This is a genomic window from Couchioplanes caeruleus, assembly GCF_023499255.1.
In the GTDB taxonomy this organism is placed as follows: domain Bacteria; phylum Actinomycetota; class Actinomycetes; order Mycobacteriales; family Micromonosporaceae; genus Actinoplanes; species Actinoplanes caeruleus_A.
Genome location: NZ_CP092183.1, coordinates 5,472,151 through 5,493,601, shown reverse-complemented (window position 1 = coordinate 5,493,601; position 21,451 = coordinate 5,472,151). Strand labels below are relative to the sequence as shown.

The following is a 21,451-nucleotide window of genomic DNA, read 5'->3' as shown; positions in this document are numbered from 1 at the left end:
CGTGCCGTCGTCCGAGGAGCTGCACAAGCGGCGTACGGCGGCGGTCGCCCGCGGGGTGAGTTCCGTGGTGGCGTCGTACGTGCAGAGCGCCGGCGGCGGGACGCTGCGCGACGTCGACGGGCGGGAGTGGATCGACTTCGCCTCCGGCATCGCGGTGACGAACGTCGGCAACAGCGCGCCCCGGGTCGTCAAGGCGGTCCGCGAGCAGGCCGAGCGGTTCACCCACACCTGCTTCATGGTCGCGCCCTACGAGTCGTACGTGGCGGTGTGCGAGCAGCTGATCGCGCTGACGCCGGGGGAGTTCGAGAAGCGCGCGGCGCTGTTCAACTCCGGCGCCGAGGCGGTGGAGAACGCGGTGAAGATCGCCCGGCACGCCACCGGGCGCCCGGCGGTCGTCGTGTTCGACCACGCGTACCACGGGCGGACGAACCTGACGATGGCGTTGACGGCGAAGGTGATGCCGTACAAGCACCGCTTCGGCCCGTTCGCGCCGGAGGTCTACCGGGTCCCGATGTCGTACCCGCTGCGCGACGGCGGGCTGAGCGGCCCGGACGCCGCGATGCACGCGATCGACGTCATCGAGAAGCAGGTGGGCGGTGCCAACGTCGCCGCGGTGCTGATCGAGCCGATTCAGGGCGAGGGCGGCTTCGTCGTGCCCGCTCCCGGTTTCCTGCCGGCGATCGCGGCGTGGGCGAAGGGTGCCGGCGCGGTGTTCGTCGCGGACGAGATCCAGACCGGGTTCTGCCGTACGGGCGCCTGGTTCGCCAGCGAGCACGAGGGCGTCGAGCCGGACCTGGTGACGACGGCCAAGGGCATGGGCGGCGGGCTGCCCATCGCCGGGGTCGTGGGCCGCGCCGAGCTGATGGACGCGGTGCACGCCGGCGGGCTCGGCGGCACGTACGGCGGCAACCCCCTCGCGTGCGCCGCGGCGCTGGCCGCCGTCGAGACGATGCGTGAGCTGGACCTGGCCGCGGCGGCGCGCCGGATCGAGGCGCGGATGCTGCCGGCGCTGGAACGGCTGGCGACGGGCGACCCGGGCGTCGGTGAGGCCCGCGGGCGCGGCGCGATGCTCGCGATCGAGCTGGTCAAGCCCGGTGGCATCGAGCCGGACGCGGCCCGCGCGACGGTGGTCGCCCGGGCCTGCCACGACGCCGGCCTGCTGGTGCTGACCTGCGGCACGTACGGCAACGTCCTGCGGTTCCTCCCGCCGCTGGTGATCGGCGAGCGGGAGGTGGACCGCGGGCTGGAGATCCTGCAGGCCGCCCTGCGCTGATCAGGGCAGGTAGCGCACCTCCGGGAAGGCCGGGCTGGGGCCCTCGAGCAGGCGCTGCCGCCGGTGCCGCAGGTGCAGGTCGAAGAACGCGAGTGGGTACGCCTGCTGGATCCGTACGGCCCGGCCCGGGTCGAGGGTGCCGATCCAGCCGGCGAGGTCCTCGTCGCTCATCCCGGTGATCTCGGCCAGCTGGGGGATCAGCCACTGGTGGTCGCAGTACGCCCCGTGCAGCGCGCCGTCGGCCTGCACGTTGAGCCGCCACCCGCGCAGCTGGGACCAGAACTCCTCGACGCTCGGCTCAGCGGCCCGGCTGAACTCCGCGGTCATCAGCATGAACGGCCGGCGCAGCCCGCTGACCGGCGGTTGCGACTGCATCGGGCCGTCGAAGCTGAGCCCCGCGCGCACCCGCCGGTCCTCGTTCATGACCAGGGCGGTCGAGGTGGCGCCCTTCGACCAGCCGAACATGCCGACGCGGTCCAGGTCGAGCGCCGCTGCCAGGCCGGACGGCAGCGGACGGCGCCCGGCGGCGAGGTCTTCAAGCCGATCCAGGGCGAACACCATGTCCGCAGCGGAGTCCCACGGCGTGAACGACGCGTCGTCGTCGGGCACGCTGAGCCGCCCGCCCGGGAATTCCGTGTACGCGTCGCCCGTGTGATCGACCGTGACGACGACGTACCCGTGGCTGGCGAGCTCCTGCACCACGATCGTCGTCTCGGAGCGGTGGCCGCCGGCGCCGTGCGAGAAGAGGATCACGGGGAGCCGGCCGTGCCCCCGCAGCACGGCGGCGCCCTCGTGCCCGGCCGTCCGCGGACCGGCGGCGGCGTCGGGGTCGAAGCCGTTGTCACCGAGCAGCGCGCGCAGGGACGCGGGGGTCATCCACGGGACCACCGGATGGCGCAGCGGCCGCCCGGCCGCCGGATACCAGACGCCGGCCATCAGCTCGCGCCGTCGGGGGCCGTCGACGAGGTGCAGCGGCACGGTCCCGATCCGGTGCGGGCCGGTGGGTGCGGGAAGCGTCAGCCGGACCCGCGCCGAAGCCGGCCGGGCGGGGCTGCCCAGCGGCACGGCCACCCCGGCGGCGACGGCGGCGGTGAGGATCTGGCGGCGGGTCAGAGCGGTGGTCATCGTGCCTCCTCGCTGAGGGTGGTCCCGATGCGATCGATGAGCTGGCGCAGGCGTCCGATCTCGGCGGCGAGCGCGGCGTTCCCGGCGGGGGTGAGCGTGATCCAGGTACGGCCGCGCCGCCCCTCGTACCCCTTCTCCACCTCGATGAGCCCGGCGGTCTCCAGCACGCTGAGGTGCTTGGAGAGGTTGCCGGCGGTCAGTTCCAGCTGGTCGCGCAGGTAGCCGAACTCGACCCGGCGGGCCTCGTGCGCGATGGTGAGAATGCCGAGCCGCACCCGCTGGTGCACCACCTCGTCGAGCCCGGTGGCCGGGTGCGAGCTTTCCGCTTCGTCGATCATCGCTGCCGCCGGGCGGCCCTGGCGAACCCGATGCCGCCCAGCAGCAGCAGGGTGCCGGCGAGGATCTGCTGCGGCAGGAACGCGCCGCGAGTGCCCCAGTGGGTCTGTGAACCGAAGGCGCCGTCGAGCGGCGTCAGCATCACCGCGAGGTAGACCACGGTGAACAGCAGCAGGGGCAGGTTGCGTTCCAGTCTGGCGAGCACCAGCAGCGCGATGCCGATCATGCCCCACGGGGAGAACAGGCGGTCGAACACCATCACCCACGAGGGGAACCCTTGGGGGTGACCCGGAAGATACAGCGCCGCAGCCACCCAGAGGGCGGTGAAGACGATGGTCGTGATGGCGCCGGTCACCGCGTACGACAGGACTCGCGCGCCCAGCCCACGCGCCCGGGCGGCACGCACATAGCTGTAGGCGATCGCCGCGTACGCCAGCAGCAGCGCGGGCGGCCAGTAGTAGAGCACGCCCCGGCGCGCGAACTGGCAACTGCCGTCGCCGAAGCAGTGCACCTTCATGCCGAACCAGTCGAACGGGATGCCGAGGAAGGTGACGCCGGCCAGCACGAGCAGCGCGACCCAGGTCAGCCGCTGGTCCCGCCGGACCCGGTGGGCCAGGGAGCGTACGTCGGAGAGCAGCCGGCGGGCGTCGCCGGCGGGTACCGAGTCTGTGGTCATGCCAATAGGTTTCCACAGCAAACCTATTTGCGCTAGTGGTTCACTGCGCGCGGATCGCCCACGGCGAGCCGTACGCGTTCAGCAACTCCAGGAACGGCACCGCGTCGAACGCCTCCGGCCCGAGCACCCCGGCGCCCGACCACGTCCCGGCGGCGAGCAGTTCCAGGGCGACCACCGGGTTCACCGCCGTCTGCCAGACCACCGCCTGGGAGCCGTACTCCTGCATCGACCACTGGTTGTCCACCACGTGGTGCAGGTACACCGTGCTCGGCGCGCCCGCCTTGTCGAGCCCGGTGACGAGCGTGCCCGCGCACGTGGCGCCGGTCATGCGCTCGCCCAGCGTGGACGGATCGGGCAGCACCGCGGCGACCACGTCGCGCGGCGACACCGAGACGCCGCCGACGCGCACCGGCCGGGTCTGGTCGAGCCCGAGCTTGTGCAGCGTCTTCAGCACGTCGATGAACTCCTTGCCCAGCCCGTACTTGAAGGTGACCCGGCCCGCGTCGACCCAGCGGGGTATGAGCAGCACCTCCTCGTGCTCGACGTGGACGCACTCGACCGGCCCGATGCCGGCCGGGAAGTCGAAGGTCTCCGGCTCCGACAGCGGCTCGGTGGTGAACCAGCCGCGCCCCCGCTCGTAGATGACCGGCGGGTTGAGGCACTCCTCGATCGTCGTCCACACCGAGAACGAGGGGGCGAAGTCGTAGCCCGCGACCACGAGGTTGCCGCCGTCGCGGATCCCGATCTCGTCGATGCGCGAGAAGAGATGATCGGCGGCGTAGCGGGCGAACACGTCGGAAAGCCCCGGTTCGACCCCCATGCCGACCAGCGCGAGCCGGCCGGCCGCCGTCCACCGGTCGGCGGCGGCGAACTGCTCGTCGCCGAGCTTGACGCCGGTGCGGGCGAACGGCTCCCGTGGGTGCGGGCGGGACAGCGACATGGCCATGTCGAGGTAGTCGGCGCCGGCGGCGAGCGCGCCCTCGAAGACCGGCATGACGAAACGGGGATCCACGGCGTTGAGCACGTGCGTGACGGCGTGCTCGCGGCACAGCGCGGCCACGGCCTCCGCCGAGGAGGCGTCCACCCGGGCCGCCGCGAAGCGACCGTCCGCAACGGACGCGACGGCACGCCCGGCGCGTACGGGGTCGAAGTCGGCGATCACAAATCGGTCATAGAAGTCACGCCGGGCGGCGATCCGGGTGGCAGAGGTGCCCACGCCGCCCGCGCCGATGACGAGGATGCGCATGACAGCAGCGCCTTTCCAGGATGAGGGGTAGCGCCTTTCCAAGGGAAACCTTGCTCGCAGAGCGTTGTGGCCACGGAAACACTTGTCAAGGCCGGGGAAAGCTGCGATAAACGTATGTACATGAACGACCGCCACGGATTCGCTCGCGACACGGGAGGATGACGACCGATTCCATTGCCGAAGCCGGGGCGCCGGGGAACAATCGCGGCGTGACGGACCAGGCTCTGGACAGCATCAACAAGCAGATCATCGAGCACCTGCAGCGCGACGGCCGGATGTCGTACGCGACGCTCGCCAAGACCATCGGGCTCTCGGAGGCCGCCGTACGCCAGCGCGTGCAACGCCTGCTCGACCACGGTCTCATGCAGATCGTCGCGGTCACCGACCCGCTCACGCTCGGCTTCGCCCGCCAGGCCATGGTCGGCGTGAAGGTGCTCGGCGACATGCGGCGCATCGCCGACGAGATCGCCGCGATCCCGGAGGTGGACTACGTGGTGATCTGCGCCGGCGGCTACGACATGCTCGTCGAGCTGGTCTGCACCGACGACGAGCACCTCCTCGAGCTGCTCAACGACAAGATCCGGGCGATCGACGGCGTCTCCGCCACGGAGACCTTCATGTATCTGAAGCTCGCGAAACAGACCTACGCGTGGGGAACGAGATGAGCCAGGACCTGTCAGCCGCAGCCCGCGACCACCTCTGGATGCACTTCACCCGGCTCTCCGCGTACACCGGCGAGCAGGCCGGCGAGGTGCCGGTCATCGTGCGCGGCTCCGGTCCGTACATCTACGACCAGCACGGCAAGCGCTACCTCGACGGGCTCTCCGGGCTGTTCGTGGTGCAGACCGGGCACGGGCGCACCGAGCTGGCCGAGGCCGCCGCCAAGCAGGCCGCCGAGCTCGCCTACTTCCCGGTCTGGTCGTACGCCCACCCCACCGCGATCGAGCTCGCCGAGCGCCTCGCGGGCCTGGCCCCGGGCGACCTCAACCGGGTCTTCTTCACCACCGGCGGTTCCGAGGCGGTGGAGAGCGCCTGGAAGCTGGCCCGCAACTACTTCAAGCTGACCGGCAAGCCGATGAAGACCAAGGCGATCTCCCGCGCGGTCGCCTACCACGGCACCACGATGGGAGCGCTGTCCATCACCGGCCTGCCGCTGCTCAAGCAGCAGTACGAGCCGCTGGTGCCCAGCACGATGCGGGTGCCGAACACGAACTACTACCGGCGCCCCGACGAGTCGATGAGCGAGGAACAGTTCGGCGTCTGGGCCGCCGACCGCATCGCCGAGGCCATCGAGTTCGAGGGCCCGGACACGGTCGCCTGCGTCTACCTGGAGCCGGTGCAGAACGCCGGCGGCTGCTTCCCGCCGCCACCCGGTTACTTCCAGCGGGTCCGCGAGATCTGCGACCGCTACGACGTGCTGCTCGTCTCCGACGAGGTGATCTGCGCGTTCGGCCGGCTCGGCGAGTACTTCGGCTCGCAGCGCTACGGCTACACCCCGGACATCATCACCTGCGCCAAGGGCCTCACCTCCGGCTACGTCCCGCTGGGCGCGATGATCGCGTCGGAGCGGCTGGTCGAGCCGTTCCTGACCGGCAGCGCGTCGTTCGCGCACGGCATCACCTTCGGCGGGCACCCGGTCGCCTCCGCGGTCGCCCTGACCAACCTGGACATCTTCGAGCGCGAGGACCTCAACGGCCACGTCCGCGCGCAGACCGGGCTCTTCCGGTCGTACCTGGACCGGCTGCTCGACCTGCCGATCGTCGGCGACGTCCGCGGCGACGGCTACTTCTTCGGCATCGAGCTGGTCAAGGACAAGGCCACCAAGGCCACCTTCGACGACGCCGAGTCCGACCGGCTGCTGCGCGGCTTCCTGTCGCAGGCGCTGTTCGACGCCGGCCTCTACTGCCGCGCCGACGACCGCGGCGACCCGGTCGTGCAGCTCGCCCCGCCGCTGATCTGCGAGGAGGAGCACTTCGCCGAGATCGAGCAGGTCCTGCGCGCGGTGCTGAGCGAGGCATGGACGCGGATCTGAGCCCGTCCTTCTGGCTCGCCTCGCTGGGCCCGGTCACCCGCCGCGACCCGCTGCCCGGCGACACCACCGCCGACGTGGCCATCGTCGGCGGCGGCTACACCGGGCTGTGGACGGCGTACTACCTCGCGGTCGCCGCGCCGCACCTGCGCATCGTCGTGCTCGAGGCCGAGTACTGCGGGTACGGCGCCTCCGGGCGCAACGGCGGCTGGTGCTCCGGGCTGTTCCCGGTGCCGTACGAGCGGCTCGCCCGCCGCTACGGCGCGGACCGGGCGGACGCGATGACGCAGGCGCTGGCGGACGCCGTGGACGAGGTCGGCCGGGTCGCCGCGGCCGAGAGCATCGACTGCGACTACACCAAGGGCGGCACCGTCTCGCTCGCCCGTACGCCCGCCCAGCTGCGCCGCGCCGAGGCCTCCCCGGATTTCATCGACGCCGCGAAAGCGGCCGCCATCTGCGGCGCCACGCACGTGCTCGGCGGCACGTACAGCCCGCACTGCGCGGCCCTGCACCCGGCGAAGCTGGTCCGCGGGCTGGCCGGAGCCGTCGAACGCCGCGGCGTCACCGTCCACGAGGGCACCCGGGTGCGGCGCATCGAGCGCGGCCGCGTCGACACCGAGCACGGCACCGTCCGGGCGCCGACCGTGGTCCGCGCGCTGGAGGGCTACACCGCCGCGCTGCCCGGGCACCGGCGCACCCTCGCGCCGGTCTACTCGCTCATGGTCGCCACCGCGCCGCTCGACGCCGCGACCTGGGAGCGGATCGGCCTCGCGCGGCGCGAGACCTTCACCGACGAGCGGCACCTCATTGTGTACGGCCAGCGCACCGCCGACGATCGCCTCGCCTTCGGCGGCCGCGGGGCGCCGTACCACTTCGGCTCGCGGGTGAAAGCCGGCTACGACCGGGACCCGGCGGTCTTCGCCGCGCTGCGGCGCACGATCACCGAGATGTTCGGCATCGACGCGCCGATCGAGCACGCCTGGGGCGGCCCCCTCGGCATCCCGCGCGACTGGATGCCCTCGGTCGGTGTGCAGGACGGGCTGGCCTGGTCCGGCGGCTACGTGGGCGACGGCGTGGCCGCGTCCAACCTGGGCGGTCGTACGCTCGCCGACCTCATCACCGGGGACCTGACCGTGCGCACCACGCTGCCGTGGGTGGGTCACCGTTCCCGCCCCTGGGAGCCCGAACCGCTGCGCTGGCTGGGCATCAACGCCGCCCTGCGCGCCACCGCCGTCCGCGACGCCTGGGAACGCCGCTGACGGCTCGGTAGGCTGCGGCGTCATGGGACGGCGTCGATGGATCGTGGTCGCGGCCGTGGTGGCGCTGCTCGGCGCCGGCGCCGGCGCGGTGTCGTACGCCGTGCCCGGGCTGGCCGCCACCGCCTGCCCCGGCTGCTACGGGCTCCACGACCTCGGTGACCACGTGTACGCCGACACCGCCGACCCCCGCCTGCGCGACGTGGTGGCGGCGGCCGACCGGCGCATCGCCGCGTTCTACGGCGAACGGCGCAGCGACCCGCGCGTGCTCATCTGCACCACCGACGACTGCTACCGGCGCATCGGTGGCGGCGGCGAGAAGGGCCGTGCCCTGCGCGACTGGTCCCTCATGCTGTCGCCCGCGGGCGCCAACGAGACCATCGCCACGCACGAGCTGTCGCACAACGAGTTCCACGAGCGGCTCGGTCCGGCGCGGTCGAAGGTGCCGCAGTGGTTCGACGAGGGGCTGGCCGTGCTGGTCTCCGACGACGGTCGCTACCTCGGGCCCGGACCGGACCGGTGCACGCTGCCGTACGAGCAGGCGCTGCCGGTGACGACCGCCGACTGGTGGAGCGCGGCGGGCGGCGGCGATGACCGTGCGTATCTGCAGGCGGCGTGCGTGGTGAGCCGCTGGACGGGCCGGCACGGCGGGTCGGCGGGCGTGCTCGACCTGATCTCGCGCCTGCGCGACGGCGACGGCTTCACCGCCCTCGTACGGCCGTGAACTGAGTCACATAACGGACGGTATTGAGCGTCGGCCGCTGATCGGACAAGTCCGGACTCGTCCCTTCGGCCGAGGACGGCGCGGGGCGGGCTCCGTACGGTTACACCCGATTCGCACCCCACCCGCTACCGACCGGAGACCCGGTCCGACCACCCCGCCGCCCCCACAACCGGACTGAAGGCCAATCATGCTCCGCTCCGTCCCCGGCCGCTCCCTCGCGGCGATCGCCCTGACCCTCCCGGGCGCGCTGGTGGCCCTGGCCGCCCCGGCCGCCGCCGCGGACCCCGCCGCCCCGGCGTACTCCCTGGAAGCGACCGTCAGCCCGGCACCCCTGACCGCGGTGGCCTGCGCGGCCGACCCGGCGTGCGTGGCCGCCCCCGCCCCGCGCGGCGGCACCGCCGACGACTACGCCGCCCTGAACCAGGCGATCACCACCGCCGCGGCCCGCGCCCGCCCCGCCGTGCTCGCGGCCGACGGCGCCGTCGTCACCCCGCCCGTCACCGCGACCGTGCTGCTCGGCACCGGGGCGTACCGGCTCACCAAGGGGTTGAAGCTGCCCCCGGACGTCGACCTGCGCGGCGCGGGGATCGCCGTCACCAGCCTCGTGCTGGACCCGACGGTGAACTGGAAGAACTTCAGCTACAGCTTCCTGGTGCGCCCGGCCGACACCCAGGAGGCGGGCAGCACCAACCTCGTCGCCGACCTCACCGTGAACGGCAACTGCCGTACCGGCGCCGGCGCGCCCGAGCCGGCCGCGCTGCCCGCGCGCCCGGGGGAGACCTGCGACTTCCGTACCGCGCTGGGCACGAACGGCAGCACCGGCGGCGGCATCGCGGCCGGCGACCGGTGGACGATCCGCCAGGTCCGGTTCACCAACTTCGAGTACTTCAAGCTGTGGATCTCCGGCACGACCGGCGTCCGCGTCGTCGACAACCGCTTCGACAACTGGGGCGGCGCGGAGTCCGACGGTGAGGACAACATCGGCGGTGGCGGCCGCAACGACGGCACGGTCATCGAGCGCAACCAGTACGACGCGACCGCGCGCGGCAACTTCTTCGACTTCACCAACGCCGCCCGCACGACCGTGCGCGACAACATCGTGCACACCACCCCCGCGGTCGCGGCGGCACGCGGCGTGACCGAGTACGGCAACCTCTACTTCGAAGGCGTGGCCGGCGCGACGGTGACCGGCAACGTGCTGGAGGGCTCGCACATCGTGCTGCAGTCCAACGCCCGCTACTCGCATGTCGCCCCGAACAAGGACATCACCCAGCCCCGCGACACCCTGGTCGCCGGCAACCGCATCCTCGACTCGGCGACGGTCGGCGTGGCGGTCGGCTACGAGGACTACCTCGACGCCGACGGCACCGGCGGCACGACCGGCGGCTGGGACGACACGAGCACCGACCCCGCCGACCACGTCGTGCGGCCCGGCGGCCGCAACGTGGTGCGCGGCAACGTCATCGAACGGCCCCGGCAGAGCGGCATCCTCGTGTACGGCAACCCGGCCGTGAAGGACACCGCCGACACGATCACCGGCAACGAGATCCGCGACGCGGGGTACGGCGGCGCCACGGCGTACAACTCCGGCGTGGGCTGGTTCGACACCGCGGGCATCGGCCTGTCCACCGGCACCGGCGACGTGATCACCGGCAACGCCGTCATCGACGACCAGGAGCGCCCCACCACCTGGTACGGCATCCAGCTCGGCGCCCGCAAGACGGCGACCGCGCCGGCCGGGACCGTGCTGAGCGGCAACACCACCACGGGTGTCATCGCCGCGCCCGTGCGCACCGCCGCCCTGGCCCCCGAGGCCCCCACCGGCCTGACCGCCACGCCGTCCGCGCTGACCTGGAACGAGTCGTACGCCACCGGCAACCCGATCGCCGGCTACCGGGTGTACCGCGACGGCCTGCTCGCCGCCGACCTGCCCGTGGGCAGCACCGAGGTACCCGGCAACCTGCTCGACGCCGACGCGGCGAGCCTCGAGTCCGCCACGGCGGGCACGGCCGGCTGGACCGCGGGCACGGCCACGAAGGTGTCCCGCACCGACACCGCCGGTGCCGTGGGCACGGCGTCGCTCCAGCTGACCGCCACCGGCAGCGGGCAGCTGAGCGCGTACAGCCGCAAGGTGCCGGTCACGGCCGGGGCCACGTACACCTCGGTCGGTTCCTTCCAGGCCGGCACGATCGGCCGCCGGGTCCGCGCCGGCCTGGCCTTCACCGACGCGAGCGGCAAGGTGACCCGCCTCGCGTCGGCGAACGCCGCCACCGTCGACCCGGCGACCGGCTGGATGACCGGCTCCTACGGCTCCGCCGCGCCGGCCGGTACGGTCGCCGTCCAGGCGATGCTGCTGGTCGAGGGCGCGGTCCCCGGCGAGACCCACCTGCTCGACCGGCTCGGCCTGGTCGCCGGCACGGCCACCGAGCAGTGGACCGACCCGGCCGGCCGGGCGGGCACCTACCAGGTCGTCGCCTACCGCGCCGGCAGCGGTGACACGTCGGCCGTCAGCACCTTCTGACAGCGACCATCCTGCCGCCCCCACCTCAAGAACGGCTTAGGCCCGGCTCCGCGGACACGCAAATCCGCGGGGCCGGGCCGATCCGGTTTCGAGCCCTGATCTTGGGGGTATCAGGGCTCGCCCCACCGAGCCCGGGCGGAGAGGACGCGCACAATGGACGGTCAAGACCTGCTGACGCGGATCCAGGAGCGCGGCCACCTGCACGGCGCCAACCAGACCCGCCGCGCGGTCCAGGGCGTCCTGGGTGTCCTGCGGGACATGCTGCCCACGCCCGCCTTCCGGCGGCTCACCGCGCACCTGCCGGCCGACCTCCACCCGGCGCCGCCCGCCGCCGGCACCCGCCCGATCGAGGTCCTCGGCTGCCGCGCCTTCGTCGCCCGCGTCGCCGCCCGCCTGTTGCTGGAGGAACCGGACGCGGCCTTCCTCGCCCGCGTCGTCTTCGAACACCTCAACACCGCCACCTCCGGCGCCACCCCGGCGACGATCGCGCACCTCGTGGCCGCCGACCTGCGCCCGCTGGTGCGCGCCGGCGTCACCCGGGCGCTGCCGGCCACGCCGCAGCTGCGGATCACGCTCCCGGCCCCGGCGACCGCCACGGCCAAGCGGGTCACCGCCGTCCGGCATTGAGCGGGCTCTCCGCCGGCAGGGCCCTGGCGGCCACATTCCTGGGATTCCGGGGCAGAGTGGGCCCGATGGCACCGGTCGCGTTGTAGTGTGATGCCGCCGTACGGGCCGGAGGAGGGCAATGTCGGCGACACCGCTGTCCCTTCCGGCGCCGCCTCCCAAGGCTCCGGCATTCGGCGCGGACGCACTGATCGTCTGCGAGAGCCTGGTCCGGATCTATCAGACCGGGCCGATCGAGGTGCAGGCGCTGCAGGGCCTCGACCTGATCGTGGAGAGCGGCGAGATGGTCGCCGTGGTGGGCGCGTCCGGCTCCGGCAAGTCGACGCTGCTGTCCATCCTCGCCGGCATCGACGCGCCGACGGCCGGCCGGGCCCGCGTCGACAAGTGGGACCTGCTCGCCATGTCACGAGCCGATCGGGTGCGGTACCGCCGGCACACCGTCGGTTTCGTCCGGCAGCAGACCGCCGCCAACCTGGTGCCGTACCTGACCGCGCGCGAGATGGTCGATCTGCCGATGACGGCGGCCCGGGTGCCCGCCCGCCGCCGTCGGGAGCGCTCCCGCGACCTGCTCGACGCGCTCGGCGTCGGCGCCTGTGCCGACCGGAAGCCCGCCCAGCTCTCCGGCGGCCAGCAGCAGCGGGTCGCCATCGCGGTGGCGCTGGCCAACGAGCCGCAGGTGCTGTTCGCCGACGAGCCGACCGGTGAGCTCGACACGAAGACCTCGGCCGAGGTCTTCGACGCTCTGCGGGACGTCAACCGGCGCCTGGGCGTGACCATCGTCGTCGTCACCCACGATCCCGCGGTGAGCGGCCAGGTCGAACGTACCGTGGCGATCCGCGACGGGCGCACCAGCAGCGAGGTGTTGCGCCGCACCGCCACCGCCGACAACGGGGACGAGCACGTGATCGCCGAGGAGTACGCGGTGATGGACCGGGCCGGCCGGGTGCAGATCCCCCGGGACTATCGCGAGGCCCTGGCCCTCACCCGGCGGGTGCGGCTCGCGCTGGAGCCCGACCACGTCACGATGCGGCCGGACGCATGACGCTGCTCAAGGTGCGAGGGGTGGACCGCACGTTCGGGTCCGTCCACGCCCTGCGTGACATCTCGTTCGATGTCGCGTCCGGCACGATGGTGGCCCTCGTGGGCCGCTCCGGCTCCGGCAAGACCACCCTGCTCAACGTCATCGGCGGCCTCGACCGGCCGGACGCCGGCACGGTGATGGTGGACGGCGTCGACGTCACCGCCCTCGACGAGGACGGCCTCTCGCAGCTGCGGCGGGAGAAGGTCTCCTACATCTTCCAGACCTTCGGCCTCATCCCCGTGCTGTCCGCCGCCGAGAACGTCGGGGTGCCGCTGCGCCTCGCCCGCACCGAGACGCCCGACCGCGAACGCCGTGTCGCCCTCCTGCTCGACCTCGTCGGCCTCGCCGACCATGCCCGGCAGCTGCCCGGCGAACTCTCCGGCGGCCAGCAACAGCGTGTCGCGATCGCCCGCGCCCTCGCCGCCTCGCCCCGGCTGCTGATCGCGGACGAACCGACCGGGCAGCTCGACGCCGAGACCGGGCTCGCGGTCATGGCGCTGCTCCGCGGGGTCGTCGAGTCCGAGGGCGTCACCGCGCTCGTGGCGACCCACGACCCGGTCATGATGGCGCTCGCCGACCGGGTCATCCACATCGAGGACGGACAGCTGACGTCGTGACCGCGCTGCTCACGCGGCGTGCCCGGGCACAGTGGCCGCTCCTGCTGGCCCTGCTCACGGTCCTGACCGTCGGCGCCACCCTGCTGGGGGTGTCGGCGCTGCTCGTCACCCACACCTCGGAACGGGCCGTCGAGGTGGCCGCCTCCCGGGCCGACCCGGCCGACGTCGAGGTCACCGCCTACGACGTGACGATCAAGGCGGCCGACGCGGCGTCGGTGGCGGCCGACACGCGGTCGGTCCTGACGACCGCCGTCGCGCCGTTCCCCGCCACCACGTCGGCCCGGGCGTCGTCGATCATGCGGAGCCTGCCCGACCACTCCGACGAGCGCCGCAGTCTGCTCAGCGAGGGCTATCTGTCGGGGGTCGAGGGGCTGGAATCCAAGGCCCGCCTCCTGGCCGGGCGCTGGCCGTCGGGGGCCGGGGAGACCGCGGTCTTCGACCACACGGCCTCCCTGCTCGGCATCACCGTCGGGTCGAAGGTCCGCCTCGGTCCCGAACTGGGCCGCGACCCCGCGCCGCCGATGAAGCTGACCGTGGTCGGCGTGGTGCGCCCGCTGCCCGACGCCGGCTGGGACCGCGACCCCCTCGGCGGGACCGGCTTCGACCCGGAACCGGGCGACGCCTCCTACGCGAGCGACGTCGACGCCTACGGCCCGTTCCTCGTCGACTTCGACGAACTCCTCACCGGCGGTTCGGCCATCGAACGCCTCGAGGTCACCGCCCGGCCCGACCTGTCCGCGCCGCGCGGTCGCGATCTCGACCGGGTCAGCGCCGCACTGAGCGACGCCGACCGGCGGCTCGGTGGCACGCTGGGCGAGCGGGTGCGCATCGAGCGGGTCTCGTCGCCGCTGCCGCAGGTCCTGCAGGACGCCCGTATGCAGCAGGAACTCACCGCGGGATCGGTGCTCGCCCTCGCGCTCATCGGCATCCTGCTCACGGCCATCGCCCTCGCCCTCGCCGGACGGCTCGCCGCCGGGGTACGCGCCGAGGAGAGCGCGCTGTTCACCGCCCTCGGGACCAGCCCCGGTCAGGCCGCCGCGCTGGCCGCCGCCGAGGCCGCCGCGCTGGCGTTGCTGGCCGCCGTGCTGGCCGTCCCGGCCTCGTCGTTGCTGCACTCGGTGCTCACCCACCTGCCGCCCCTGTCCGGCGCCGGGCTGGCGGCCCGCCCGGTCGTCACGACCGGCCAGGTCGTCGCGGTGGGCTGCGGCGCGCTGGCCCTCGCCCTGCTGCACATCGCGCTGGCCGTACGGCCGGTGGTGACGTTCCGGGGCCGCCGCGACATGCTCGCCCGATCCGGGGCGGACCTGCTGCTGCTCGCGCTCGCGGGCGTCGGGTGGTGGCAGCTGCACGCCCAGCCTGCCGCGGCCGGGTCGCGGGCCGACGCCGTACGCGTCCTCGCCCCCGCCCTCGTTCTGACCGCCGGGACCGCGCTGGTGCTGCGGGCCCTGCCGCCGTCACTGCGGCAGGCCGAGAAGTACGCCCGCCGGGCGCGCGGGTTCGTGCTGCCGCTCGCCACCTTCCAGGCCGCTCGCCGGCCGCAGGCCTACGCGGCCGGGCTGCTGATCGGGCTGGGCTGCGCGGCCGCGACGTTCGGCACCGCGTTCGGCACCACCTGGACCGCCTCCCAGCACGACCAGGCCGACCTCTCCGTCGGCACCGACCTCGTCATCACCCTCGACGGACCGGCCGCCCCCGGGCAGGGCGCTGCCATCCAGGCCGCCACCGGCGGGGTGGTCAGCCCGGTCGCCGACCAGAACCTCGCGGTCGGACAGTGGCTCGGCGGCAGGGGCGAAGCTCCGCGGCTCGTCGCCGTCTCCTCCCGGGCGTTGCTGCGGGGCCGGGGCGCCGCCTCGATCGCTGCCGGGCTGGCGTCGCCGGCACCGGTCACCGGGCCGGCCCTGCCGCGCGGGGCCACCGTCACCGTCACCGGCACCGCGTCCCGGGACACGCCGGTCACCGTCATACCGCGACTGCTGGTGCAGGACGACAACGGCCTGCGGACATCGTGCACCGGCCCGCTCATGGTCCTCGACGGCCGCCCGCACACGCTCGTGGGCTGCGCCCCGGTACCCGGACTGCGGCTGGTCGGCGTCTCGCTGCCGATCGACGCCGGCTGGGAGGGTGACCCCAACAGCGCCGTCGACATCACCATGACCCTGCCCGGTCCGGCCGCCGGCTCGTGGCAGGCGCGGGCGGCGTCCCCCTCGTCCGAACAGCTGAGGGGCCCGGCCGTCGCCGCCACCGGCAGCCGGCTGCGCTTCACGGCCAACGTGCAGTTCTCCGACCCGGCCCCGATCAGCCGTACGCTGGTCGCCACCACGTTCGCCGACCCGGGCCCGCTGCCCCTCGCCGTCTCCACCCGGTTCGCGAGCGACGTCGGCGCCCACGTGGGCACCGAGCTCAGCCTGACGTACGGGAACGCGCCCGTACCGGCCGTGGTCACCGCGATCGTGCCGACGATTCCCTCCGCTCCGGGCGCGCCGGCCGCCCTCACCGATGTGGACGTCCTCTCCCGGGCGCTCGTGTCGCACGGCGAGCTCGAGTCCCCGATCACCGCCTGGTGGGTCGGCAACCCGTCGGGCAGCGCGGCCGGCCTTCACCTCGGCAAGGTCACGACCCGGGCGGGCGAGGCCGACCGTCTCATCGGCAGCCCGCTGCGGGCCTCGCTGCCGGCGGTGCTCAAGGTGCTCGTCGCGGCCGCGATCGCCCTGCTCTTCGGCGGTGTCGTCCTGCACGTCTCCTCGGACGTGCAGCTGCGGGCCCTCGAGGTGGCCCGCCTGCGCGGGCTCGGCGTGTCCCGCCGCGACGTGCGGCGCTCGCTGCTCACCGAGCACGCCGCCGTCCTGCTCCCGCTCATCGTCGCCGGCGCCCTCGTCGGCGCGCTCGCCACCCGAGCCGTCGCGCCGCTGCTCATCCGCTCCGACACCGGCGCGGCGCCCGTACCCTCCGCCGTCGTCCACTGGCCGTGGGCCGGCTTCGCTCTGCTCCTGCTGCTGCTGGTCGCCGCGACGGGGGTGGCCGCCGCCGCGGTCGTCACCGTCCAGGCGCGCCGCGCCGACGCCGCCCACCTGCGAGTCGCGTCATGAGACTGCACTGGCCCAGCATCCGCGGCCGGGCCCGCGCCGACCTCGGCCCGCTCCTGCTGGTCGCGGCCGCCGTCCTGGTCATCACCGCGCTCACCGCATCGATTCCGCCGCTCATGCGCACCACCGCCGACAAGGCCGCCCGCGAGGCCATCCGCAACGCGGGACCCGACGCGGCGGTGCGGGCGGAGGCCCGCTGGGAGGACGACTACGGGCCGGCGGGTGGACGTGTCCGCAATTCCGGGCTGGCCGCCGACGTCGCGGATCTGCGCGGCCGGGCCGACGAGGCGCTGGATCCGGGCCTGCGCGCCATCCTGCTGCCGCCGGTCACGACCGTCACCGCGGTGACCCTCAACGTCACCGACGGCAGTGTGCTGCGCCGCTTCCAGGTCGACTGGGTGCAGAACGCCTCCGGCGGTCCGGCCGTCACCTGGGTCGCCGGGCACGCCCCGCGCGCCACCGCCAGGGGCAACGTGGAGATCCCGCTCAACGGTCCGAAGTGGGAGGCGCAGGTCGGCCTCTCCGAGGTCGAGGCCGCGGCCCTGCACCTCGAGCCGGGCGATCACGTCGCGGTCGAGGACGATCTGCGTACGCCGTACAACCTCCTCGTCAGCGGCGTCTTCCGCCCGGCCGACCCGTCCGATCCGGCCTGGCAGGCGGCACCTTGGCTGGTGCGGCCGTCCGCCGACCTCGACGGCGCCGGCAGCACCCGCTTCGGTGGCCTCCTCACCGGCGAGTCGCTTCCGGACGCACGGCTCGCCTTCCTGCCGGATCAACTCCGGCGTTCGGTCTGGTACCGGGCGGACCCCGACCGGCTCACGTGGAAGTCGGCGCAGCAGCTCGCCACCACCGCGGCCGCCCTCAAGGCCACGTCCGCCTCCTCCGGGGTGCGCGACGCCTCCCTCAAGTGGGAAACCCGCCTCGACAGCGTGCTGCGCGACGTCCGCGACCAGGTCGACGCCGCCACCGCGCAGGCTTCGGTGCTCCTCCTCGCCGTGCTCGCCGGAGCCGGCCTGGTGCTGCTGCTCGCCGCCGAACTGCTCGTCCGCCGGCGCGCCGGCGCGCTGACCACGGCCCGGCAGCGCGGCTCCGGGCTGCCGTCCATCGCCGCCGAGCTCCTGATCGAATCCTGCGCGGTGGCCGTGCCCGCTGCGCTGCTCGGCATCGGTCTGGCGGTCCTCATCTCCGGCGAAGCCGCCGTCGGATGGGCCGCACCGATCGCGCTCTGCGCGATCGTCGCCGGTCCGGCCTTCGGCACGCTGGCCGCCGCCCGGGCCACCCGCGACCGTCGTCAGCCCGCCAACCGGTCGGCGCGCCTCTGGCAGCAGCGCACCGCGACCATCCGCCGCGCCGCCATGGACGTCGCGATCCTGACCGCCGCCGTCGGTGCCGTCGTCTCCCTGCACCAGCGCGGGGTCGCCGACACCCTGCTGCCGGCCTCGGCACCCACCCTCGGCGCCGTCGCCGGCACGCTTCTGCTGCTGCGGCTGATGCCGGGAGGCACCGGCTTCGCCCTGCGCCGGGCGCTGCGGTCCCGGAGCCGGCTGGCCGTCTTCGGCGCCGCCCGTGCCGCTGCCACGGCCACCCGCGCGCTGCCCCTGCTGGTGCTGACCTGCACGACCGCGCTGGCCGGTTATGCGGTGACGCTCGACTCGACCACCGCCCGGGGCACAGCCGACGGCGCGTGGCAGTCGGTGGGCGCCGACGCCCGGTTGGATGTGGACCCCGACGCCCGCGACTCGACGGCGTCGGTGGCCGCGTCGATCGCCTCCGCCCCCGGCGTCACCCACGCCGTCGCCGCCCAGATGATCCAGGGCGTCCGCGTCATCGCCGGCAACGTGGCCGTCAACCCCAGCCTGGTGGTCGTCGACGCGGCCGCCTTCCGGTCCCTGCTGGCCGACACACCGCTGCCCGACGCCCCCGACCTGTCCCTGCTGTCCACCGGTGGCATGCGGGCCCTGGTGCTCTCCAGCGACGGCAGCCTCCGTCCCGGCATGACGCTGAGCTGGCTGCAGGAGGACGCCCAGCCCATCACGCTGACCGCCGTCGGTACCGCCCCCGCGATCGGCACCACCACCGACGTGATCGTGGTCGACGCCTCGTCCGGGGTGCCGTACCAGCCGGACACCGTCTGGGCGACCGGTCCCGGAGCGGCCGCCGCCGTCCACGCCTTCGCCTCCGGCGGCCACGTCGTCGTGCAGGCCGACGTCGCCGGCCAACGCCGAGGTGCCGCCCTGAACGCCGGGCTGGCGCGACTCGACCGGCTCACCGCCGGCGTGCTCCTGCTCCTGGGAATCCTGGGCTTCGCGCTGGCCGGGGCCGCCAGTGCCCCGTCCCGCTGGGAGACCCTCGCCCGGCTGCGCACCCTGGGCCTGCGGCCCCGCGACACCCATCGCGTGGCAGCGGGGGAGCTGCTCCCGCCGATCCTCGCCGCCGCGATCTGCGGGCCCCTGCTCGCCATGCTGTTGGTGGCCCTGACCTTCGGCCCGCTGTCCCTGCGTACGTTGACCGGCCAGCTCACCGACCCGGCCGCGGTCGTCCCGTGGTGGCTGATCGCGGTGACGGCCGTCGTCCTGCTCGGCGCCCTGCTCGCCGTGGTCGCCGGCGAAGCCGTGGTGCGCCGCGGCCTGCGCCTGGGTGAGGTCCTCCGGGTCGGCTCGTCCTAGGATCGGCCGGGCCGGGAGATCGAAGCCGGGCGGGCCTTAGCCTGGGTACATGATGAAGCACGCGCGGCTCGGCAGCACGGGTCTGCGGGTCAGCCGGATCGGGCTGGGCTGCATGAGCTACGGCGACCCGGGGACCGGGCTGCACCGGTGGACCCTGGACGAGGACGCCGCCGCCCCGTTCTTCCGGCAGGCCGTCGAGCTCGGCGTCACCTTCTGGGACACCGCGAACGTCTACCAGGGCGGCACCTCCGAGGAGTTCGTCGGCCGGGCGATCCGCCGCTTCTCCCGGCGCGAGGACATCGTGCTGGCCACCAAGGTCAGCGGCAGGATGCACGACGGCCCCGGCGGAAGTGGCCTCTCCCGCCGGGCGATCCTCGAACAGGTCGACGCCTCCCTGCGCCGGCTCGGCACCGACTACATCGACGTGTACTACCTCCACCGTTTCGACCCCGAGACGCCCGTCGAGGAGACCGTGGCGACGCTCGACACGCTGGTACGCGACGGCAAGGTGCGTTACCTCGGCGCCTCCTCGATGGGGACCTGGCAGTTCGCGAAGCTCCAGCACACCGCGGTGGTCAACGGCTGGACGACGTTCGCGGCCATGCAGGACCAGTACAACGTGCTCAAGCGGGAGGAGGAACGCGACATGATCCCGTTCTGCCGCGACCAGGGCGTCGGCCTGACCCCGTACTCCCCGCTCGCCAAGGGCCGCGCCACCCGCCCCTGGGACGAGCAGACGGCCCGCTCGTCATCGGACGAGGTCGCCCGGACCTTCGACCGCGACGCCGACAAGCCGGTCGTCGACGCCGTCCAGGCGGTCGCCGAGGCACGCGGCCTCCCGATGGCCCAGGTGGCGCTGGCCTGGGTCCTGTCCAAGCCGGTGGTGTCCTGCCCGATCGTGGGCGCCACGAAGCCGCACCACCTGAACGACGCCGTCGCCGCGCTGGACGTCGAGCTCACCGCCGACGAGATCGCGGCCCTGGAAGCGCCCTACACCGCCCAGGACAACTACTGGTGGTGAAGCCGGCCGATCAGGAATCGGGAATGTCGCGCTTCGCGGCGAGCATGGTCTCCCGCGACACCACGACGATCCGCTCGTAATCGGCCCGCGCCGCGTCGGACGGCAGCTTGACCTCCAGCTTGTCCGTCATGTCGGTGCCGATCACGGCGAAGTCCCCGTTGGAGAGTTCGAACACGTCTGGGCAGGTCCCGTTGTTCAGCGAGCCTCGTTCACGGGGAGACAGCCCGAGCCGACGTACGAACTCCACGAAGGTGCCTTCCTCACGCCGAACCGATGATCACGAGCGGACTCAGTGTGCCCGGGGCGGCAGTCGCCTTCAAGCTTCCTCCGCGCGAAACGCCGATCCAGCGCACTGGGTGTGCGTTCAAGCTGCTTCGTCGGCCAGGCGAACGGGTTCGGACACCTCCACGTCAGGGGCAGGCCGGAATCCTCGGTCCGCCCCGGCCACGGCGGCTTCGTAGTCCCGGCACAGGTCGTCGAGCCGTTGTACGAACGCGTGTTCCGGACTTCCCGGCGCCAGGGAGGTTCTCGCTCGCGCCGCGGCGGCCCAGTACTTGCGCATGAGAGGGCTTGTGAAGAGGTAGCGCATACTGCCGAGCGCCTCTTCGTCGGTTGCCTTGTTCAGCCGCAGTGACGTCCAATGGAACTGGTAGATGATATTCGCATAAAGGAACTGGCGGTTCCGCTCCACCGACAGTCCGGGGCTGAATGCCGGCCACACTTCAGCCAGCTGTGGATCATTTATGCTCATCTTCAGGATTTCGAGGTGAAGCATGCTGAGTTCAGCGGCGGCGCTGCGCTGCAACTCTCGGAATTGCACGCGGGCGGTCAATACGACGGCCACGAGGGCGAGCCCGCTGATGATGGAGCTCAGCACGCCGAAGGTCTGCCCGACGTCGCTCCACCGGCTCCAGGTCCCGGCCGTGCCCTGCTGTCCCAGCGCGGCAGCGATGCCGACGCCGACGAGCAGGGTCAGCAGGGTGGCGGTGACGAGGGTGGCGAGCCCGTACGAGAGACGCGCCCACGCGCCTCGGTCGGGGCCCCGTGCGTCGTTCGCCATCGCGAACCTCCCGCTTTGCGTTTGTGCGGAAGTACGGCGGTGGTGGGCGACGATACTTCCTCGCCTTATAGTGCGGTATACAGGCGGGCGAGGGCTACTCCCCATCGGTGAAT

Annotated in this window: 18 protein-coding genes; 12 read left to right on the top strand and 6 right to left on the bottom strand. The window is 73.3% G+C overall.

The features are described from left to right. Window position 1 precedes the first annotated feature (1 nt). On the top strand, window positions 2-1,273 hold the full coding sequence (gene gabT, locus COUCH_RS25520; protein ID WP_249607733.1) for a 4-aminobutyrate--2-oxoglutarate transaminase: 1,272 nt from the start codon (window positions 2-4) through the stop codon (window positions 1,271-1,273). On the opposite strand, the gene COUCH_RS25515 is transcribed toward gabT, so the two are convergent. From COUCH_RS25515 to COUCH_RS25500, 4 genes are read right to left on the bottom strand one after another with little or no spacing between them, the layout of a single operon-like run. After that, window positions 1,274-2,398, bottom strand: a complete 1,125-nt coding sequence (locus COUCH_RS25515; RefSeq protein WP_249607732.1) for an alpha/beta hydrolase family protein — start codon at window positions 2,396-2,398, stop codon at window positions 1,274-1,276. It lies immediately after the preceding gene. Next, window positions 2,395-2,736: a winged helix-turn-helix domain-containing protein gene (locus COUCH_RS25510; protein ID WP_249607731.1), complete on the bottom strand. Its 342-nt coding sequence runs from the start codon at window positions 2,734-2,736 to the stop codon at window positions 2,395-2,397. The genes COUCH_RS25515 and COUCH_RS25510 overlap by 4 nt, the downstream gene beginning before the upstream one ends. Continuing rightward, a complete protein-coding gene (locus COUCH_RS25505) occupies window positions 2,733-3,410 on the bottom strand; it encodes a hypothetical protein (RefSeq protein ID WP_249607730.1) in 678 nt (225 codons plus the stop codon). Before COUCH_RS25505 ends, COUCH_RS25510 begins: the two co-directional genes overlap by 4 nt. A 40-nt stretch (window positions 3,411-3,450) precedes the next feature. After that, on the bottom strand, window positions 3,451-4,656 hold the full coding sequence (locus COUCH_RS25500) for a saccharopine dehydrogenase family protein (RefSeq protein ID WP_249607729.1): 1,206 nt from the start codon (window positions 4,654-4,656) through the stop codon (window positions 3,451-3,453). Between the two features lie 158 nt (window positions 4,657-4,814). Here COUCH_RS25500 and COUCH_RS25495 point away from each other — a divergent pair, with 158 nt between their 5' ends. The 11 genes from COUCH_RS25495 to COUCH_RS25445 all read left to right on the top strand — a co-directional run bounded on the left by COUCH_RS25495 (window position 4,815) and on the right by COUCH_RS25445 (window position 20,278). After that, window positions 4,815-5,321 (top strand): Lrp/AsnC family transcriptional regulator, encoded by a 507-nt coding sequence (locus COUCH_RS25495; RefSeq protein WP_430640820.1) that lies wholly within the window; start codon window positions 4,815-4,817, stop codon window positions 5,319-5,321. Next, window positions 5,318-6,688: an aspartate aminotransferase family protein gene (locus tag COUCH_RS25490; protein WP_249613806.1), complete on the top strand. Its 1,371-nt coding sequence runs from the start codon at window positions 5,318-5,320 to the stop codon at window positions 6,686-6,688. The genes COUCH_RS25495 and COUCH_RS25490 overlap by 4 nt, the downstream gene beginning before the upstream one ends. Further along, window positions 6,673-7,944: an NAD(P)/FAD-dependent oxidoreductase gene (locus tag COUCH_RS25485; protein ID WP_249607728.1), complete on the top strand. Its 1,272-nt coding sequence runs from the start codon at window positions 6,673-6,675 to the stop codon at window positions 7,942-7,944. The genes COUCH_RS25490 and COUCH_RS25485 overlap by 16 nt, the downstream gene beginning before the upstream one ends. Window positions 7,945-7,966: 22 nt before the next feature. Further along, the gene (locus tag COUCH_RS25480; RefSeq protein ID WP_249607727.1) at window positions 7,967-8,665 is read left to right on the top strand and encodes a hypothetical protein; all 699 of its coding nucleotides are present in this window, start codon (window positions 7,967-7,969) and stop codon (window positions 8,663-8,665) included. A gap of 187 nt (window positions 8,666-8,852) precedes the next feature. Beyond that, window positions 8,853-11,186 carry a right-handed parallel beta-helix repeat-containing protein gene (locus tag COUCH_RS25475; protein ID WP_249607726.1) on the top strand — a complete coding sequence of 778 codons (2,334 nt, stop codon included), beginning with the start codon at window positions 8,853-8,855 and terminating at the stop codon, window positions 11,184-11,186. Between the two features lie 153 nt (window positions 11,187-11,339). Next, window positions 11,340-11,813 (top strand): DUF2267 domain-containing protein, encoded by a 474-nt coding sequence (locus COUCH_RS25470; protein ID WP_249607725.1) that lies wholly within the window; start codon window positions 11,340-11,342, stop codon window positions 11,811-11,813. Window positions 11,814-11,931: 118 nt separating this feature from the next. After that, window positions 11,932-12,852 (top strand): ABC transporter ATP-binding protein, encoded by a 921-nt coding sequence (locus tag COUCH_RS25465; RefSeq protein ID WP_249607724.1) that lies wholly within the window; start codon window positions 11,932-11,934, stop codon window positions 12,850-12,852. Further along, entirely contained in the window at window positions 12,849-13,508 is a 660-nt protein-coding gene (locus tag COUCH_RS25460) for an ABC transporter ATP-binding protein (RefSeq protein WP_249607723.1), read from the top strand. Before COUCH_RS25465 ends, COUCH_RS25460 begins: the two co-directional genes overlap by 4 nt. Further along, window positions 13,505-16,594 (top strand): FtsX-like permease family protein, encoded by a 3,090-nt coding sequence (locus tag COUCH_RS25455; RefSeq protein ID WP_249607722.1) that lies wholly within the window; start codon window positions 13,505-13,507, stop codon window positions 16,592-16,594. The genes COUCH_RS25460 and COUCH_RS25455 overlap by 4 nt, the downstream gene beginning before the upstream one ends. Then, the gene (locus tag COUCH_RS25450; RefSeq protein WP_249607721.1) at window positions 16,591-19,257 is read left to right on the top strand and encodes an FtsX-like permease family protein; all 2,667 of its coding nucleotides are present in this window, start codon (window positions 16,591-16,593) and stop codon (window positions 19,255-19,257) included. The genes COUCH_RS25455 and COUCH_RS25450 overlap by 4 nt, the downstream gene beginning before the upstream one ends. Before the next feature lie 52 nt (window positions 19,258-19,309). Next, entirely contained in the window at window positions 19,310-20,278 is a 969-nt protein-coding gene (locus COUCH_RS25445) for an aldo/keto reductase (protein ID WP_249613805.1), read from the top strand. Window positions 20,279-20,288: 10 nt separating this feature from the next. Here the strand turns inward: COUCH_RS25445 and COUCH_RS25440 are convergent, their stop codons facing one another. Together COUCH_RS25440 and COUCH_RS25435 are read right to left on the bottom strand one after the other, a co-directional pair. Next, on the bottom strand, window positions 20,289-20,525 hold the full coding sequence (locus COUCH_RS25440; RefSeq protein ID WP_249607720.1) for a hypothetical protein: 237 nt from the start codon (window positions 20,523-20,525) through the stop codon (window positions 20,289-20,291). Between the two features lie 117 nt (window positions 20,526-20,642). Next, window positions 20,643-21,338, bottom strand: a complete 696-nt coding sequence (locus tag COUCH_RS25435; protein ID WP_249607719.1) for a DUF6082 family protein — start codon at window positions 21,336-21,338, stop codon at window positions 20,643-20,645. Between the last annotated feature and the right edge of the window lie 113 nt (window positions 21,339-21,451).

Bases quoted from the DNA above. Each gene is read 5' to 3' on its own strand.
- COUCH_RS25515 (WP_249607732.1), bottom strand. From the start codon at position 2,398: ATGACCACCGCTCTGACCCGCCGCCAGATCCTCACCGCCGCCGTCGCC.
- COUCH_RS25510 (WP_249607731.1), bottom strand. From the start codon at position 2,736: ATGATCGACGAAGCGGAAAGCTCGCACCCGGCCACCGGGCTCGACGAG.
- COUCH_RS25505 (WP_249607730.1), bottom strand. From the start codon at position 3,410: ATGACCACAGACTCGGTACCCGCCGGCGACGCCCGCCGGCTGCTCTCC.
- COUCH_RS25500 (WP_249607729.1), bottom strand. From the start codon at position 4,656: ATGCGCATCCTCGTCATCGGCGCGGGCGGCGTGGGCACCTCTGCCACC.
- COUCH_RS25495 (WP_430640820.1), top strand. From the start codon at position 4,815: ATGACGACCGATTCCATTGCCGAAGCCGGGGCGCCGGGGAACAATCGC.
- COUCH_RS25490 (WP_249613806.1), top strand. From the start codon at position 5,318: ATGAGCCAGGACCTGTCAGCCGCAGCCCGCGACCACCTCTGGATGCAC.
- COUCH_RS25485 (WP_249607728.1), top strand. From the start codon at position 6,673: ATGGACGCGGATCTGAGCCCGTCCTTCTGGCTCGCCTCGCTGGGCCCG.
- COUCH_RS25480 (WP_249607727.1), top strand. From the start codon at position 7,967: ATGGGACGGCGTCGATGGATCGTGGTCGCGGCCGTGGTGGCGCTGCTC.
- COUCH_RS25475 (WP_249607726.1), top strand. From the start codon at position 8,853: ATGCTCCGCTCCGTCCCCGGCCGCTCCCTCGCGGCGATCGCCCTGACC.
- COUCH_RS25470 (WP_249607725.1), top strand. From the start codon at position 11,340: ATGGACGGTCAAGACCTGCTGACGCGGATCCAGGAGCGCGGCCACCTG.
- COUCH_RS25465 (WP_249607724.1), top strand. From the start codon at position 11,932: ATGTCGGCGACACCGCTGTCCCTTCCGGCGCCGCCTCCCAAGGCTCCG.
- COUCH_RS25460 (WP_249607723.1), top strand. From the start codon at position 12,849: ATGACGCTGCTCAAGGTGCGAGGGGTGGACCGCACGTTCGGGTCCGTC.
- COUCH_RS25450 (WP_249607721.1), top strand. From the start codon at position 16,591: ATGAGACTGCACTGGCCCAGCATCCGCGGCCGGGCCCGCGCCGACCTC.
- COUCH_RS25445 (WP_249613805.1), top strand. From the start codon at position 19,310: ATGAAGCACGCGCGGCTCGGCAGCACGGGTCTGCGGGTCAGCCGGATC.
- COUCH_RS25435 (WP_249607719.1), bottom strand. From the start codon at position 21,338: ATGGCGAACGACGCACGGGGCCCCGACCGAGGCGCGTGGGCGCGTCTC.